The 14,921-nt window shown below is 61.0% G+C and carries 14 protein-coding genes; 7 read left to right on the forward strand and 7 right to left on the reverse strand.

Features of this window, described 5'->3' with window-relative positions:
• Positions 1–27: 27 nt before the first annotated feature.
• From LIS66_RS11865 to cydB, 4 genes are read left to right on the forward strand one after another with little or no spacing between them, the layout of a single operon-like run.
• Entirely contained in the window at positions 28–243 is a 216-nt protein-coding gene (locus LIS66_RS11865; RefSeq protein WP_042610282.1) for a hypothetical protein, read from the forward strand.
• Positions 244–266: 23 nt separating this feature from the next.
• Positions 267–656: a VOC family protein gene (locus LIS66_RS11870; protein WP_227974349.1), complete on the forward strand. Its 390-nt coding sequence runs from the start codon at positions 267–269 to the stop codon at positions 654–656.
• Between the two features lie 3 nt (positions 657–659).
• Positions 660–2,033 carry a cytochrome ubiquinol oxidase subunit I gene (locus tag LIS66_RS11875; RefSeq protein ID WP_042610284.1) on the forward strand — a complete coding sequence of 458 codons (1,374 nt, stop codon included), beginning with the start codon at positions 660–662 and terminating at the stop codon, positions 2,031–2,033.
• Between the two features lie 12 nt (positions 2,034–2,045).
• Positions 2,046–3,047 (forward strand): cytochrome d ubiquinol oxidase subunit II, encoded by a 1,002-nt coding sequence (gene cydB / locus LIS66_RS11880; RefSeq protein ID WP_042610285.1) that lies wholly within the window; start codon positions 2,046–2,048, stop codon positions 3,045–3,047.
• A gap of 3 nt (positions 3,048–3,050) precedes the next feature.
• On the opposite strand, the gene LIS66_RS11885 is transcribed toward cydB, so the two are convergent.
• A complete protein-coding gene (locus LIS66_RS11885; protein WP_042610286.1) occupies positions 3,051–5,660 on the reverse strand; it encodes an EAL domain-containing protein in 2,610 nt (869 codons plus the stop codon).
• 220 nt (positions 5,661–5,880) lie between these two features.
• Between LIS66_RS11885 and LIS66_RS11890 the strand changes: the two genes are divergently transcribed.
• A complete protein-coding gene (locus LIS66_RS11890; RefSeq protein ID WP_227974350.1) occupies positions 5,881–8,085 on the forward strand; it encodes an OsmC domain/YcaO domain-containing protein in 2,205 nt (734 codons plus the stop codon).
• A 217-nt stretch (positions 8,086–8,302) separates the two neighbouring features.
• Here LIS66_RS11890 and LIS66_RS11895 read toward each other — a convergent pair whose 3' ends face one another.
• The 3 genes from LIS66_RS11895 to LIS66_RS11905 all read right to left on the reverse strand — a co-directional run bounded on the left by LIS66_RS11895 (position 8,303) and on the right by LIS66_RS11905 (position 10,317).
• The gene (locus LIS66_RS11895; protein WP_227974351.1) at positions 8,303–8,797 is read right to left on the reverse strand and encodes a PaaI family thioesterase; all 495 of its coding nucleotides are present in this window, start codon (positions 8,795–8,797) and stop codon (positions 8,303–8,305) included.
• An 8-nt stretch (positions 8,798–8,805) separates the two neighbouring features.
• On the reverse strand, positions 8,806–9,963 hold the full coding sequence (locus LIS66_RS11900) for a GGDEF domain-containing protein (RefSeq protein ID WP_227974352.1): 1,158 nt from the start codon (positions 9,961–9,963) through the stop codon (positions 8,806–8,808).
• 105 nt (positions 9,964–10,068) lie between these two features.
• Complete coding sequence (locus LIS66_RS11905; RefSeq protein ID WP_042610412.1) at positions 10,069–10,317, reverse strand: hypothetical protein; 249 nt, start codon at positions 10,315–10,317, stop codon at positions 10,069–10,071.
• 165 nt (positions 10,318–10,482) lie between these two features.
• Here LIS66_RS11905 and LIS66_RS11910 point away from each other — a divergent pair, with 165 nt between their 5' ends.
• Positions 10,483–11,124: a class II glutamine amidotransferase gene (locus LIS66_RS11910; protein WP_042610290.1), complete on the forward strand. Its 642-nt coding sequence runs from the start codon at positions 10,483–10,485 to the stop codon at positions 11,122–11,124.
• 89 nt (positions 11,125–11,213) lie between these two features.
• Positions 11,214–11,555, forward strand: a complete 342-nt coding sequence (locus LIS66_RS11915; RefSeq protein WP_042610291.1) for a hypothetical protein — start codon at positions 11,214–11,216, stop codon at positions 11,553–11,555.
• Positions 11,556–12,369: 814 nt separating this feature from the next.
• Here LIS66_RS11915 and LIS66_RS11920 read toward each other — a convergent pair.
• Genes LIS66_RS11920 through LIS66_RS11930 form a run of 3 tightly spaced genes read right to left on the reverse strand, consistent with a single transcriptional unit; the run spans position 12,370 to position 14,842 of the window.
• Positions 12,370–13,326 carry a 2-hydroxyacid dehydrogenase gene (locus tag LIS66_RS11920; RefSeq protein ID WP_227974353.1) on the reverse strand — a complete coding sequence of 319 codons (957 nt, stop codon included), beginning with the start codon at positions 13,324–13,326 and terminating at the stop codon, positions 12,370–12,372.
• Between the two features lie 31 nt (positions 13,327–13,357).
• Complete coding sequence (locus tag LIS66_RS11925) at positions 13,358–14,116, reverse strand: SDR family oxidoreductase (protein ID WP_042610293.1); 759 nt, start codon at positions 14,114–14,116, stop codon at positions 13,358–13,360.
• 33 nt (positions 14,117–14,149) lie between these two features.
• Positions 14,150–14,842, reverse strand: coding sequence for a fumarylacetoacetate hydrolase family protein (locus LIS66_RS11930; protein ID WP_227974355.1), 693 nt, complete (start codon positions 14,840–14,842; stop codon positions 14,150–14,152).
• Positions 14,843–14,921: the final 79 nt, after the last annotated feature.

The raw sequence follows: 14,921 nt of genomic DNA on the forward strand, positions 1-14,921 counted from the left end.
CGGGTAAGTCCCTCAGGAGATACCCGTATGTTCGATCAGCAGAAAAAGGCATCACTGGCGGCCTGGCGCAAGATGGCGGAGCAGGCAGAAGCCGCTCTGGATCCGGAGCAGCAATATGACGAGTTGCTCAAGGCCGCCGACGAGATGGAGGAGCAAGGCCTGATTACCAGCGCCGAATGGCGCCAATTGGTGCGCGATGCCGGTAACGTGTTTACCCATAACCAGGAAGAAACGCACGGCTGAAAACTGCCATCGGAGGACTTCCCATGCTCAGTTATCTGTTTATCGGCGCCAACGATGTCGAGCGTTCGGCGGCTTTTTACAAGGCGATCCTGACGCCGCTTGGCTACCGGCATGATCGCGAAGAGCATTACTGTTTCTACCTGCATGATTGCGTCGACAAGTCCAACGGCCCCGGCAGCGTACACATTTCAAAACCTTTCAATGGCGAGCGAGCAACGCCGGGCAACGGCATGATGCCGGCGTTTCGCGCCGACTCCCGGCAAAAGGTCGATCAGGTGCACAGGGTGGGGGTGGACAGCGGCGGCACCGACGAAGGCCCACCGGGCACTCGCGAGGCCTACACGCCGGACTTTTATGTGGCCTATTTGCGCGACCCCGAAGGCAACAAGCTTGCTGTGTTCTACAGCGGCTGATGAATGGAGCCTGTCGATTCGGCCCTGATGGCGGCCCGCGCCCAGTTCGCGATCACGATCAGTTTCCATATCGTGCTGGCGGCGTTCAGCATCGGTCTGGCGAATTTCCTCATGGTGCTGGAAGCGTTGTGGTTAAGGACCGGGCGCCAGGCTTATCTGGATGTTTATCGCTATTGGCTCAAGGTGTTTGCGCTCAACGTAGCGGTGGGCACGGCGTCAGGATTGATTCTGGAATATCAGTTCGGCCTCAATTGGTCTCGGCTGTCAGTGCAGGCTGGCGATGTCCTTGGCCCGCTGATGTTCTACGAGGTGATGGCGGCGTTTTTCATTGAAGCGGGATTTCTCGGCATCATGTTGTTCGGCCTGAAGAAGGTCGGTCCGCGTCTGCACTTTTTCGCCACCTGCGCGGTGGCGCTGGGCTCGCTGATCAGCGCGTTCTGGATCCTTTCTGCCAATTCCTGGATGCACACCCCCGCCGGCTATGCGATGGGCGCCGACGGGCGTTTCCTCGCCGAGGATTGGTGGGCGATCATTTTCAATCCGTCGTTTCCGTATCGTCTGGTGCACATGCTGCTCGCGGTGTTCATCGGCAGTGCAACGCTGATTGCCGGCATCAGCGGCTGGCAGTTGCGCAAAGCATCAGAGAATCCGCGCGCTCGGCTGCAATTCTCCATGGCGCTGTGGGTGATTGCCGTGCTGATGCCGGTGCAGCTTGTCGTCGGTGATCTGCACGGTCGGCACAGTCTCCACGCTCAGCCGCAGAAAGTGGCGGCCATCGAAGGCTCGTGGACGCGGCCGGCGCCGGGGGCAGGGGAGCCGCTGCGGCTGTTCGCCTGGCCGGATATGGACGAGCGGCGTAATCATTGGGAAGTCGCCATTCCACGCATCGGCTCCCTGTATTTGCATCACGATTTGACTAGCACTATCGCCGCGCTTGATGAATTCCCGGCTGAGGACATCCCGCCCGTCGCGCCAGTGTTTTTTGCGTTTCGGCTGATGGTCGGCCTGGGGCTGCTGATGCTCGGTCAGGGCATGGTCAGCCTGATCCTGCGTCGGCGCAATCGCCTGTACACCGCGCGCGGCTGGCTGGGTGCTTGCGTGCTATTGGCGCCGGCCGGGTTTCTGGCGATGCTCAGTGGCTGGGTGGTTACTGAAGTGGGGCGACAGCCGTTTACGGTCTATGGGCTGATGCGTACGGCTGACAGTCTGTCGTCAGTGTCCAGGGCGCAAGTCGTCGGCTCGACCTGGTTGATTCTGCTGTTTTATCTGCTGGTCTTCGGTATCGGCCTGTGGGTGTTGCTGCGCCTGTTGCGTGAGCCGCCGCAGCCGGATCAACCGGGGCCGCAGCCAACCCTTGCCGACGAAACCGGGCACTGAGGAGGCGCACACATGGACACGGACTGGCTGACACTGTTGTGCGCCGCCGCGCTGGCATTTTCGGTAATGAACTACGTATTGCTCGACGGCACCGATCTGGGCGTCGGCATGCTGATGGGCCTCACAAGTTGCAGCCAGCAGCGGCGGGCCATGGCGGTGACGATTCTGCCGGTATGGGACGCCAACGAGACCTGGCTGGTGCTCGGCGGCGGTGGGCTGCTGGCGTTGTTTCCGCTGGCGTACGCGATTTTGCTGCCGGCGCTGTATGTGCCTTTTATCGTGATGTTTCTCGCCTTGATTGCACGCGCCATGGCGTTGGAGTTCCGCGACTACGCAGCGAACGAACAGCGCAAAAGAATCGTCGACGGCGTACTGGCGCTGGCTTCGTTGCTGACCGGATTTGTTCAGGGCATGGTGCTTGGCACCCTCGTGCAGGGCGTTGCGCATCAGGGCGGTCAGTACATCGGCGATGGCCGCGACTGGCTGAACCCGTTCCCGGTGTTTTGCGGTCTGGTGCTGGTGCTGGGTTATCTCTGCCTGGGGACATGCTGGTTGTACTGGCGCACCGAGGACGAATTGCAACGACGCTCGGCGCGTCAGGCCCGCGTCCTGGGGCTGGTCGTCGTGGCGTTACTGATGGTGCTGATCGGTTGGACGGCAACGTTACAGCCGCAATACGCCCGGCGGCTTGCCAGTATCTGGCTGTGGCTGCCAGCGGGGATGGTCATCAGCGCTTTAGCGATGGTGTTCATCAATGGTTTGCGCAGCCGCTTCGATTGCGTGCCGCTGTTCGCCGCACTGGGCGTCTTCATCCTGGCCTTCGCAGTGATGCTGGTCGCGCTGTATCCCTTCATCGTTCCGCCGAATCTGACCTTGAGCGAAGCGGCTTCCAGCCCGACCAGCCAGATCTTCATGCTGGTCGGTTTCGCCGTGCTGATCCCGATCACTCTGGCCTACAACACCTTCGGGTTTCGCGTATTCAGCGGCAAGGTTCGAGTTGCCGAGCACAGTTGAGACTCAGGTCACCCGGCCTTTTTTGCTGACTGGCGACAATCTCGAAGCGCGTAACAGATCAGCAAACGCCGCTTTGTCGATCGGCCGACTCATGAAATAACCCTGCACCTCGTTGCATTGATCCTTGCCGAGAATCGCCAGTTGCTCCTCGGTCTCGACGCCTTCGGCAGTCACCGTCAAACCCATGGCCTTGCCCAGGCCAATGATCGCCTGCACCACGGCGCGATCATTGGTGCCGCTGCTGATCGAGGCGATGAAACGTTTGTCGATCTTGATCCCGTCGAATGGATAGGCGCGCAGGTAACCGAGGGACGAATAGCCAGTGCCGAAGTCGTCCATGTTCAGGCGTACACCGAGTTCTTTGAGCTGGTTCATGGTGGTAAGCGCGCCATCGGTGTCGTTGAGCATAACGTTCTCGGTGATCTCCAGCTCCAGGCGACTGGCGGGGAAGCGCGTGTCGACCAACACTTCGCGAACGTCCTCGACCACATCGCTAAGGGCAAATTGCGCAGGCGAAAGGTTGACCGAAAGGAGAATGTCATGGGGCCAGTCCAGCGCGGTTTCGCAGGCTTCGCGCAGGACCCAGCGGCCCAGCGGCACGATCAGGTCGGTCTGCTCGGCCAGCGGAATGAACACGTCCGGCCCGAGCAAACCTTGGGTCGGATGCTGCCAGCGCACCAGCGCTTCGACCGAAACAATCTGTTTGCCATCGACTTTGTAACGCGGCTGATAGTGCAGGACGAACTCGTTGTGCTTGAGCGCATGGCGCAGGTCATCTTCCATTTGCCGGCGCGTCTGGATCTGGTCGCTCATGTGCGCTTCGAAATAGCACCAAGTGTTCTTGCCGTCGGACTTGGCCTGATACAGCGCAATGTCGGCATAGCGAATCAGGTCGCTGGCGACGAAGCCGTGACGACGGCTCAGAGCGATGCCGATACTGGCGCCGATATGCAGCGGATGCTGCTCGTAATTGATCGGCTGATGCAGGCTGCCGATCAGCCGTGTGCAGAACTTGTCGATCTCGTGATGGCTGTCCATGCCGTTGAGCACCACGACAAATTCGTCGCCGCCGAGGCGCGCGACGATGTCGTTTTCGCGAGTGCATTCGCGCAGACGCGTGGCGACTTCCTGCAATACCGCATCACCGGCCGGATGGCCGAGGGAGTCGTTGATCGGCTTGAAGTTGTCCAGATCGATCATCAGCAGCGACAGGGCTGGCGCGTGTTCTTTCAATATCAGCACTTCATCCAGATACCGCGCCAGTTTGTTGCGGTTGGGCAGACCGGTGAGGGCGTCGTGCATCGACAGGTGCTGGATCTGCGCGTGGGCGGCGACCTCGTCGGTGATGTCGCTGGCGGTACCGCGATAGCCGACGACGCTGTCCTTGTCGAAAATCGGCCGAGCGGAGAGCCGGCAGTGACGCGGTTGCCCGGAGTGGTCGCGGTAGGTGCAGCGCAAATCCCCCGCGCTGTTTTCTTCGCTGAGTTTGCGCAGCCACAGTTCCAGCGGCGTGGTATCGCACGTCAGCAACTCACCAATGTCTTGCCCCAGCCAGAAGGCCTGTGGGTAGCCGGTCACCTCGCTGAACCGCGCCGACAGGTACGTCAGCGCCAGTTGACCATCGACTTCCCAGATCCAGTCCGAGGCCGCTTCGGCAACCGCACGAAAGCGTTCCTCACTGGCTTCGAGCGCATGATTGGCCGTCTCCAGTGCCTGATTCGACGCCTGCATGGCATGAATGCTGTTGTCGACGTATTGCGATGAGCGCAAGGCATGGCGGAAGAAATAGGCGGTGAGCAGCATCAACACCAGAAACGTCGCGCCGAGCGGTGGCACCAGCGACCACAACAATTGCTGGCCGGGTCGTTGCAGGTCGGCGACCAGGCTGTAGCCGGTGCTGTCGAGTGGCACACGCGGCTGACCGGATTCAATCGTTTCGTCCGGGGCAAGGGTCAGATTGGTCAGGCCATAACCGCTGCCGATCTTGCGCAGTTTGGTTGGGGTCAGCTTGTCGACGAACACCAGTACCGAGGTATTTCTCAGTTCATCCAGCGGGCGTTCATCGTTGGGGATGATTGCGGCAGCGGTGATCAGCGCCGGCCAGCCTTCGAACAGCGAATAGCTGCTGACCGGTTTGGTCAGGTCGGGCTGCCCCAGCACTTGCTCGACCAGCGCCGGGGCGGAGGCTTGCAGCACCGTGGACACGTCGGTCTCGACCATCTGCCCTCGAATCACTGCGTACTTGGTGCGCTTGCGATCAAGGACGAACACGCCGTCATAGCCATCGGTGGTGAACAGGGTCTTGCCCATGTTCTGTTCGGTGTACGCCCATTCGGTGTCGACCGGCCCGCTCAACGCCTCAAAGGCGCGGGTCCAGTAGGCGTAGCTGGTGATGTAGTTTTTCGACGCGGTGATGCGGTTTTCCACCGCGCGCACGGAATAGAACTGATTCTGTTCCAGGTCCTTGCCATCGAGGGTTTTGGCGATGCCCAGCAAGGTGCTGATGGCGGCTATGACACCGGCAACGAACAGCGCGCCGACGGCGATGGCCAGGCGTCGGGTCACGGCGCGTTGCGGGGTGGGGATTGGCTGCGCAGCGAGAGTTACGGCCATGTGCTCGTCCTTGATCCGGTATCTTGGGAATCTAGAACAATGGCGCGGGCACAATGTTCAGATTGTTGTTCTATGACATCGCCTGATTTGTTCAAAGTGTAGCGAATCCCACGGGATTTCCAGCATCGCCGGCCAGCGGCGAATCCCGAAAGGGCGAGACTTCCCGCACAAAAACCGGATAATGGCCGCCATTCGTTTAGCCGTATTCTGGTAATCCCGCATGGAAATCAAGGTCAACTTTCTCGACAACCTTCGACTTGAAGCCAAGTTCGACGACTTCACGGTGATCGCCGATCAGCCCATCCGCTACAAGGGCGATGGCTCGGCACCGGGGCCGTTCGACTACTTCCTGGCGTCGTCGGCCTTGTGCGCGGCTTACTTCGTCAAGCTGTACTGCGACACGCGCAACATCCCGACAGAGAACATTCGCCTGTCGCAGAACAACATCGTCGACCCGGAAAACCGCTACAACCAGATCTTCAAGATTCAGGTGGAATTGCCCGCAGACATCTCCGACAAGGATCGCCAGGGCATCCTTCGTTCCATCGACCGCTGCACCGTAAAGAAAGTGGTGCAGACCGGCCCCGAGTTCATCATCGAAGAAGTCGACAACCTCGACGCCGATGCCCAGGCCTTGTTGATGCCGCAGTCCGATTCCCAAGCGGGCACCTACATTGCCGGCAAGGACCTGCCGCTGGAACAGACCATCGCCAACATGTCGAAGATCCTTGCCGACCTCGGCATGAAGATCGAAATTGCCTCTTGGCGCAACATCGTGCCGAACGTCTGGTCGCTGCATATTCGCGACGCACATTCGCCGATGTGCTTCACCAACGGCAAGGGCGCGACCAAGGAAGGCGCACTGGCTTCGGCGCTGGGCGAGTTCATCGAGCGCCTGAACTGCAACTTCTTCTACAACGACCAGTTCTGGGGCGAAGACATCGCCAATGCCGAGTTTGTGCATTACCCGGACGAGAAATGGTTCAAGCCCGGCCCGAAAGACGAGCTGCCCAGCGAGATTCTCGACGACTACACCCTCGGCATTTACAACCGCGACGGTGAGTTGCGCGGGTCGCACCTGTACGACACCAACTCCGGCAACACCCAGCGTGGCATCTGCTCGCTGCCGTTCGTGCGCCAGTCGGACGGCGAAGTGGTGTACTTCCCGTCCAACCTGATTGAAAACCTCTACCTGAGCAACGGCATGAGCGCCGGCAACACCCTGGCCGAGGCGCAGGTGCAGTGCCTGTCGGAGATCTTCGAGCGCGCGGTCAAGCGCGAAATCCTCGAAGGCGAAATGGCCCTGCCGGATGTGCCGCAGGAAGTGCTGGAGAAATACCCGAGCATCCTCGCCGGCATCAAAGGCCTGGAAGAGCAGGGCTTCCCGGTGCTGGTCAAGGACGCCTCGCTGGGCGGTGAATTCCCGGTGATGTGCGTGACCCTGATGAACCCGCGCACCGGCGGTGTTTTCGCCTCATTCGGCGCGCACCCGAGCCTGGAAGTCGCGCTGGAACGCAGCCTGACCGAACTGTTGCAGGGCCGCAGTTTCGAAGGCCTCAACGACTTGCCGCAGCCGACATTCTCCGGGCAGGCGGTCACCGAGCCGAACAACTTCGTCGAGCACTTCATCGACTCAAGCGGTGTGGTGTCGTGGCGCTTCTTCAGTGCCAAACCAGACTTCGAATTCGTCGAGTGGGACTTCTCCGGCCAGGGCGAAAACTCCAACGCCGAAGAAGCCGCGACCCTGTTCGGCATCCTCGAAGACATGGGCAAGGAAGTCTACATGGCGGTCTACGAGCACATCGGCGCCAAGGCCTGCCGCATCCTCGTGCCGGATTATTCGGAGATCTACCCGATCGAAGACCTGATCTGGGACAACACCAACAAAGCCCTGCAATTCCGCGCCGACATCCTCAATTTGCACAACCTCAGCAAGGTCGGCCTGCGTAATCTGGTCCAGGGCCTGGAACGCAGCGAGCAGGACGACTACACCGATATCACTACGCTGATCGGCATCGAGTTCGACGACAACACGCCGTGGGGCAAGCTGACGATCCTGGAACTGCGCTTGCTGATCTACCTCGCGTTGCAAAAGTTTGACGAGGCCAAGGATCTGGTGGAGGCGTTCCTGCAGTACAACGACAACACCGTTGAGCGCGGCTTGTTCTATCAGGCGGTCAACGTGGTGCTGGAGATGGAGCTGGATGAAGATCTGGCGCTGGAAGATTACGAGGCCAATTTCCGCCGGATGTTCGGTGACGAGCGCATGGATGCGGCGATTGGATCGGTGAATGGCAGCGTGCGCTTTTACGGTTTGACGGCGACGAGCATGAAGCTGGAAGGGCTGGATCGGCATTTGCGCTTGATCGAGAGCTATAAAAAGCTGCATGCGGCGCGGGCGGGTGTGGCGGCTTTGTCGCGTTGAAGAGCTGGCTCAGAACATTTCGCTTTCGGCTTGAGTATGGCTGCGTGGCTTGAACCGCAGCCCCTCACCCCAGCCCTCTCCCGAGGGAGAGGGAGCCGATTTTCAAGCTTTTCAGAATTTGAGTTCGACTCGGTTTCCCAGGTCGGCGTATTTCCACAAGACACCTCGGTCAGTTCCCTCTCCCTTTGGGAGAGGGCTAGGGTGAGGGGCTTTGGCTTTAGCGGCCATGCGCCGCATCCGCCAACTGCCCCGTATCCACCCGCACAAACACTGAATCGCCCACCGCCGTCAGCACTTCCCCTGCATACACCTCGCAAATCACCCGGGTCTTGCGCCCGACCTCACCTTCGACCCGCGCGCGCAAGAGCAGCGGTACGCCCATCGGTGTGGGCTTGATGAACTTGATCCCGAGGTTGCCCGTGACGCAGTCGATGCGCGGCAGGCTGCCGGCTTCGCGGTTTTCCGCGCGGTAGTGCCAGGCCATCGCGGTCCAGTTCGAGTGACAGTCGACCAGCATGGCGATCAGTCCGCCGTAAACCAGATCCGGCCAGCCGCAGTATTGGGCTTCAGGCAGGTGTTCGGCGATCACATGGCGGCCGTCCTTGTCCCAGCGGCTTTTGACGTGCAGGCCGTGCGGGTTGCGGCCGCCGCAGCCGTAGCAAACGCCTTCGGGGGCGGCGAGGTCTTGCAGTGGGGTGTGGTGGCTGGACATGGCGGGGATCATCCTGGGGTGGCAAGGCCGGACAGGCGCAAGCGATTGCGGCCACCGCGTTTGGACTCGTAGAGCGCGGCATCGCCAAGTTCGATCAGCGCATCCAGACTGGCCGGTGGTCTGTCGAACAGGGTAGCGCCGATGCTCAGGGTCACCGCAGCAGACGTGGGATAGGTGTGCGACGCCAAGGCCAGAAACTGTTCGCGCAAGGCATTGCCCAGTTCAAGAATAGCTTCGGCTGAAGCGTTGTTGAGCAGCATCAGGAATTCATCGCCGCCCAGGCGCGCGGTCAGCGCATGGGCCGGCAGCCGGGCGCGGATCATTTCGCTCAAGGCGATCAGCAAGCGGTCGCCGGCGATGTGCCCGTACTGATCGTTGACCAGTTTGAAGTTGTCGATATCGATCAACAACAGCGCACCCGGGCGTTGCGCGCAAACCCCGGCCAGCAGGCGTGGCGTGCGTTTTTCCAGGGCGCGGCGGTTGTAGAGGGCGGTGAGCGGATCGCGCTCGGCGAGGCGGGCGATCTGCTTTTCCCGGCGATAACGTTCGGTGCCGGTCATCGACAGGGCGATCAGCATGATCGCCATGGCGCCTTCGACCAGCGAGATCTGAATGATCTCGCCGCGAAACGCCGCCAGATCGATCAGCGTGCCGGGGATCGCTACGGTCAGGGCCTTGGCGACATAAAAGATGCCGTGGCCGAGCAGCACATAACGCAGTTGCACCGCGCCGACGCTCAATGATTTGCCATGCGGACGCAGCAGCGAACTGGCCTTGAGTGTGGGAATCGCCACCAGCAGCGAGTTGGCCACCAGCATGGCTTTGGACCACAGCGGTCCGTCCGGCAATAACAGCATGATCAGCCACGTCGCGAAAATCAGGTACCACGCCGGCGACAGTCGGGCCTGGGTGAAGCGTGCCACGCCAAGCAGGAAAAAGAAGTGTGCGGTCACCAGCAGGCCATTGGCGAACCAGATGCCCAGCAGCAGAAAACCACTGCTGCGCAGCAGGGCGAGGGTGGAACCGATAGTGATGGTGGCGAAACCGGCGCTCCAGAACAGTAGCGAAGGCTCACGGATACTGCGCCACTCGACCGCCAGGTACAGCGCGGCAGCGGCTGCGAGGGCGATCGTGATGGTCAGCATCGTTGGCGGGTCGAGCGGCATTTCCGGGCAGGCCTGTCTGTATGGCAATAGGCCTGCGATTGTAAGCGTTTGGTCAGGTTTTTCGCAGGGGAAGCTTTGCCGGGCAGACCACTGGCGCTCCAGCATTCACTCTTGCGGGCGTAGCCAGGTGTCGACAACACGGCGATCGAGCTCTTCCCAGTAGGCCATGCCCAGCACCCGCGTGGTATTGAGCCCGCGCAGGTAACCGCGCAGTTGGTGAGCGGTGTCGCGGATCAATTGCGCATCGTCGGTATTTTTGTCCAGCAGCACGGTTTCGTACTGGACCAGGTATTCCGCCACCCGCTCGCGATATTCGGGCAGCACGGCGTCACGGATCAGATCAAACGTTCTCAAGGCGAGACCCTCATCATTTTTTTGGTAGGTCCAGTGTGCATCAGTCTGCGTGGCACGCAACTATTGCTGGAAGTAATAGTGACCATCAAGAAACGCAAGTTCTGCTTTGCCCGCGATCGGCGGAAAATCGCCTCCATCGAAGACGCAGCTCAAGGAAATTGCGCGATGAACGTTCTGACTCGACTGGCAATGATCGCCCTGCTGATGGGCGGGTTGGTGACCGCACCGGCTTACGCAGACGACGCCCGGTCGTGTCACCTGCAACCCATCGCCGCCAGCACCTCGGCGTTGCAGCACACGCAGACCGTGGGTGTATTGCTCAGCGAAAACACGCTGCAGAACCTGCAATACCTGGAGCGCTACCACGACATGGCGCTGAACGGCGCGAAAGACGCGCTGGACTCGCGAATCCGCGACGCCTTTGTCGGCAGCTCCGATCCGGAACTGGCGCTCGACTGGCTGGTGAGTTCGCTGCAACAGCAGTTCGTCTCGGTGACTGTTTACGACAATCTCGATGCGCTGGTGCAGGCCCATCCGGATGTGGTGGTCAAGCTCGACACCTTCAATCGCTTGCTGACCCAGCGCAACAGTCTGGTCGAGGCGCGCTTTTCCGCGCGGTTCTACGACGCTGATCTGCAATACATCGGCAAGGCCGAAGGCTCGATCGAGCGAGAGCTGCCTTCGGTCTGGGTGCACAACCAGGCGGCGCCGCAAGTCGCTGCACAGATCAATCAGCAGCGTGACCTGCAACTCGACGCGCTGAAGCAATTCGATGTATCGCTCAAGGCCCTGGTGGCGTCGAGCTGATTCTCAAAAAAAATTGAATGGCAGCGGCGATGCCGTGAAGTCGAACCGTTGCCGGTTGAACCGAACCTTTATTTTCAGGATTACCCCCGATGCGTGCTTTATTCGTGCCTGCCATGGCTTTGGCTTCCCTGTTGCTCGCTGGTTGTGCTTCGGCGCCGAACGATCCGACCCTGACGTTGCAGACCAGCAAGACGCCTGCGCAATACGCTGAGTGTGTGGTGCCGAAGTTGCAGGGCAGTGCGTTGAATCCGACGGTTTCGCAGAGTCAGCGCAGTTATCGGATTGTGGTGCCGAGCAAGGTGTCGGCGGATAACGTGCTGGAGGCCTACAAGGCCGGGAAGGGTGGCAAGGTGTTCATTTATGAGCGGCATTTGCTGGCGTCGAATTTGTTGCCGTCGAGTTTTGAGCGGGCGGCTCAGGATTGCATTTGATCTGAGCGCTTGGGTGGTTTTTTACAGAGCTCCTTTGGTTGGCCGCAACCAACCAATTTTTTGGCCCCACACTGGTTTTCCGGTTGTGGGGTTTTTTTTGGGGGCTTGGCGGCCTTTGGGCCGACCATGCTTTGGGGGGGTTGGGTGTATATCCGTTTTTTTGGGTTTTGCTTCTGGCGGTTCCGCTCTTACAGCGGGTCACTTTGGCAGACGCCCCAAAGTAACCAAAGGTCTGTGCCCTGACGTTCGGCCCGCTCGCTTAGGCTCGGGGTTCCTTCGCTGCGGGATCGATCCTGGCGCAGCGGCTCCGGTTTGCTTCGCTGCACCTACACTCGCTGTGTCCGACTGCGTCGTACGGTCGCTTCGCTCCCACGCCCGGATCAATCCCTCCGCTCAGCCTGCCGACGGGCTCCAGGATCAAAAGCGGAACTCGAGCTTGCGCTCATTGTTTGTAGGAGCTGCCGAAGGCTGCGATCTTTTGATTTTCTGTAGGAGTGAGCCTGCTCGCGAAGGCGGCCTGGTAGCCGACCTGTTTTTGAGTGGAGCGCGATCCAATTGTAGGAGCTGCCGAAGGCTGCGATCTTTTGATCTGGCCTTTGCTTTTGCTTTTCTGTGGAGAGCAAGCCTGCATTGGACGTTGGGTGTTGGCCGCTTCCTGTCCACGCCACAAAAACCTGTGGGAGCTGGCTTTCCAGCGAAGGCGGCCTGACAGACGCCCCATTTCTCACTGAATGTGCGCAATCAAACCTGTGGGAGCGAGCCTGCTCGCGAAGGCGGTGTGTGCCGCGATCACGAACAGCGCTCCGGAACCCGTTCACCCAGTCACACACCCAGCCGGCACTTTTCCCGCAAACGTATCTACCAGACTCGCCACCACCATTTCCCCCATCCGCGTACGCGTCTGCAATGTTGCACTCGCCCTATGCGGTTGCAGCACCACCTGTTCTTTGCCAAACAAAACTTCTGGCACATTCGGCTCATCGACGAACACATCCAGCCCAGCCCCGGCAATCTCGCCAGCCGCAAGGGCGGCAACCAGATCCGTTTCGTTCACCAGTTTGCCCCGGGCGACGTTGACCAGGTAACCGTCCTTGCCCAGCGCTTGCAGCACTTGCGCGTCGATAATCGCTTCGCCCTTGTCCGCCGCGGCGGCGAGGATCAGGGCGTCGCTGTCGCGGGCCAGTTGTTTGAGGTCGGCGACGAAGGTGTGGGGGACGTCGCTCATGGGGTGCAGATCGGTGTAGCTGATCGGGCAGCCGAAGGCGGCGGCGCGGGTGGCGATGGCGCGGCCGACGCGGCCCATGCCGACGATGCCGATGCGCATGCCGGAGACTTGTCGGGCCAGGGGCAGGGGCGCGAGGGGGGTTGGGCTTTGCGGCCATTGGCCGGAGCGCACGTAGCGGTCGCTGGTGCACAGGCCGCGGCAGACCGAGATGAGCAGGCCGATGGCGAGGTCGGCGACGTCTTCGGTGAGGGCGCCGATGGTGGCGGTGACGCGGATGCCGCGGTCGCGGGCGTAGGCAAGGTCGACGGCGTCGGTGCCAACGCCGTTGACCGCGACCACTTCCAGGTTTGGCAGTTGCGCCATCAGCGCCTGGCTGATGCCGGTGTGGCCGCCGGTGATGACGCCGCGGATGTTGGCGCCGTGTTCCTCTATATAAGCGGGCTTGTCTGTCTGCTGGAAGTAGCGGCGTACGGTGAACAGTTCTTCCAGGCGCGCGTTGATTTGCGGGATCAGGATCGGGCTCAGTTGCAGGATTTCTGGCTTCATGGCTACCTCGTTACGCAATAAAAAGGCCGGCTCAACCGCGGCCGGCAAACGGCATGGCGCTGGCCATGACGGTCATGTTCAGGACGTTGGCCGACAGCGGCAGGCCGGCGATGTAGCGCACCGCGTCGGCGACGTGTTTGACGTCGACCATCGGCTCGACGGCGATGCTGCCGTTGGCCTGGCGCACGCCTTTGGTCATGCGCACCGACATTTCCGTCAGGGCATTGCCGATGTCGATCTGGCTGCAGGCGATGTTGAATTCGCGGCCGTCCAGTGCCAGGGATTTGGTCAGGCCGAGCACGGCGTGTTTGCTCGCGGTGTAGGCGCTGCTGAACGGGCGCGGTGTGTGTGCGGAAATCGAACCGTTGTTGATGATCCGACCGCCCTGCGGCTGTTGTTTGCGCATCAGCCCGAACGCGCCGCGGGCGCAGAGGAAGACGCCGTTGAGGTTGGTGTCGATCACGTTACGCCATTGCTCGAACGTCAGTTCATCCAGCGGCACGGCGGGGGCATTGACCCCGGCGTTGTTGAAGACCACGTCGAGGCGGCCGTAGACCTCGGCAATCGTCGCGAACAGCACGTCGACACTGGCCGCATCACGCACGTCAGTGGGTACCGCGAGTGCTTGATGACCTTGGCTCTGCGCCAATTCGACCAGTGCTTGCAACGGCTCGGGTCGGCGACCGGCGAGCACGAGAGTGAATCCATCGGCCATCAGGCCCAGCGCCACTGCGCGGCCGATGCCACTGCCGGCGCCGGTGACCAGTGCGACTTTCAAAGGGGTGGTCATATTGTTGTTCTCCTTGTCTCAGAATTCGCCGGATCAGGGCCGTGGGCCGACGCGCATTTGCAATTGACCGATGCCGTCGATGCCAGCGCTGATCACGTCGCCCGGTTGCAGGCTGTCGACGCCGGAGGGGCTGCCGGTCATGATCAGGTCGCCGGCGCGCAGGGCCACGGATTGCGAGATGCGGCTGATCATTTCGCTGACCGACCAGATCTGGCTGTCGAGGTTGTCGCGCTGGCGTTCTTCGCCGTTGACGTTCAGCCACAACTCGCCCTCGGGATGGCCGGAGCGGCTCACCGGGACGACGGCGGTCATCGGCGCGGCGCCGTCGAACACCTTGGCGCCTTCCCACGGCAAGCCGTTGCTCTTGGCCGCGCGTTGCAAGTCGCGGCGAGTCAGGTCGAGGCCGGCGGCGTAGCCCCAGACGTAGGCCAGAGCCTGATCTTCAGGAATGTTGGCGCCCCCTTCACCGATAGCGACGACCAGTTCGATTTCGTGAACAAAGTCCTCGCACACCGAGGGGAAGGCCACGTCGCCGACGGCATCAACCACGCAACTTGCCGGTTTCATGAAGAACACCGGTGGCTGGCGCGACTGGCCTTGAGTGTCCGGCCACGGGTAGTTGCGGCCGACACAGAACACCCGGCCAACCGGGAAGCGTTGCTCGCTGCCGAGTACCGGCAGGGTTACGGGCAGATCCGGGGTAAAGACGTATTCGGTCATGTTCATCCTGCGGGTCATCCTGTTTGAAAGGGCAGCGTACGGCGGCTGGCGTCGGCGAAGTTGGACGAAAGCCGCCTGCGTTTGG

The organism is Pseudomonas sp. HN2 (assembly GCF_020736465.1).
Taxonomy (GTDB): domain Bacteria; phylum Pseudomonadota; class Gammaproteobacteria; order Pseudomonadales; family Pseudomonadaceae; genus Aquipseudomonas; species Aquipseudomonas moraviensis_A.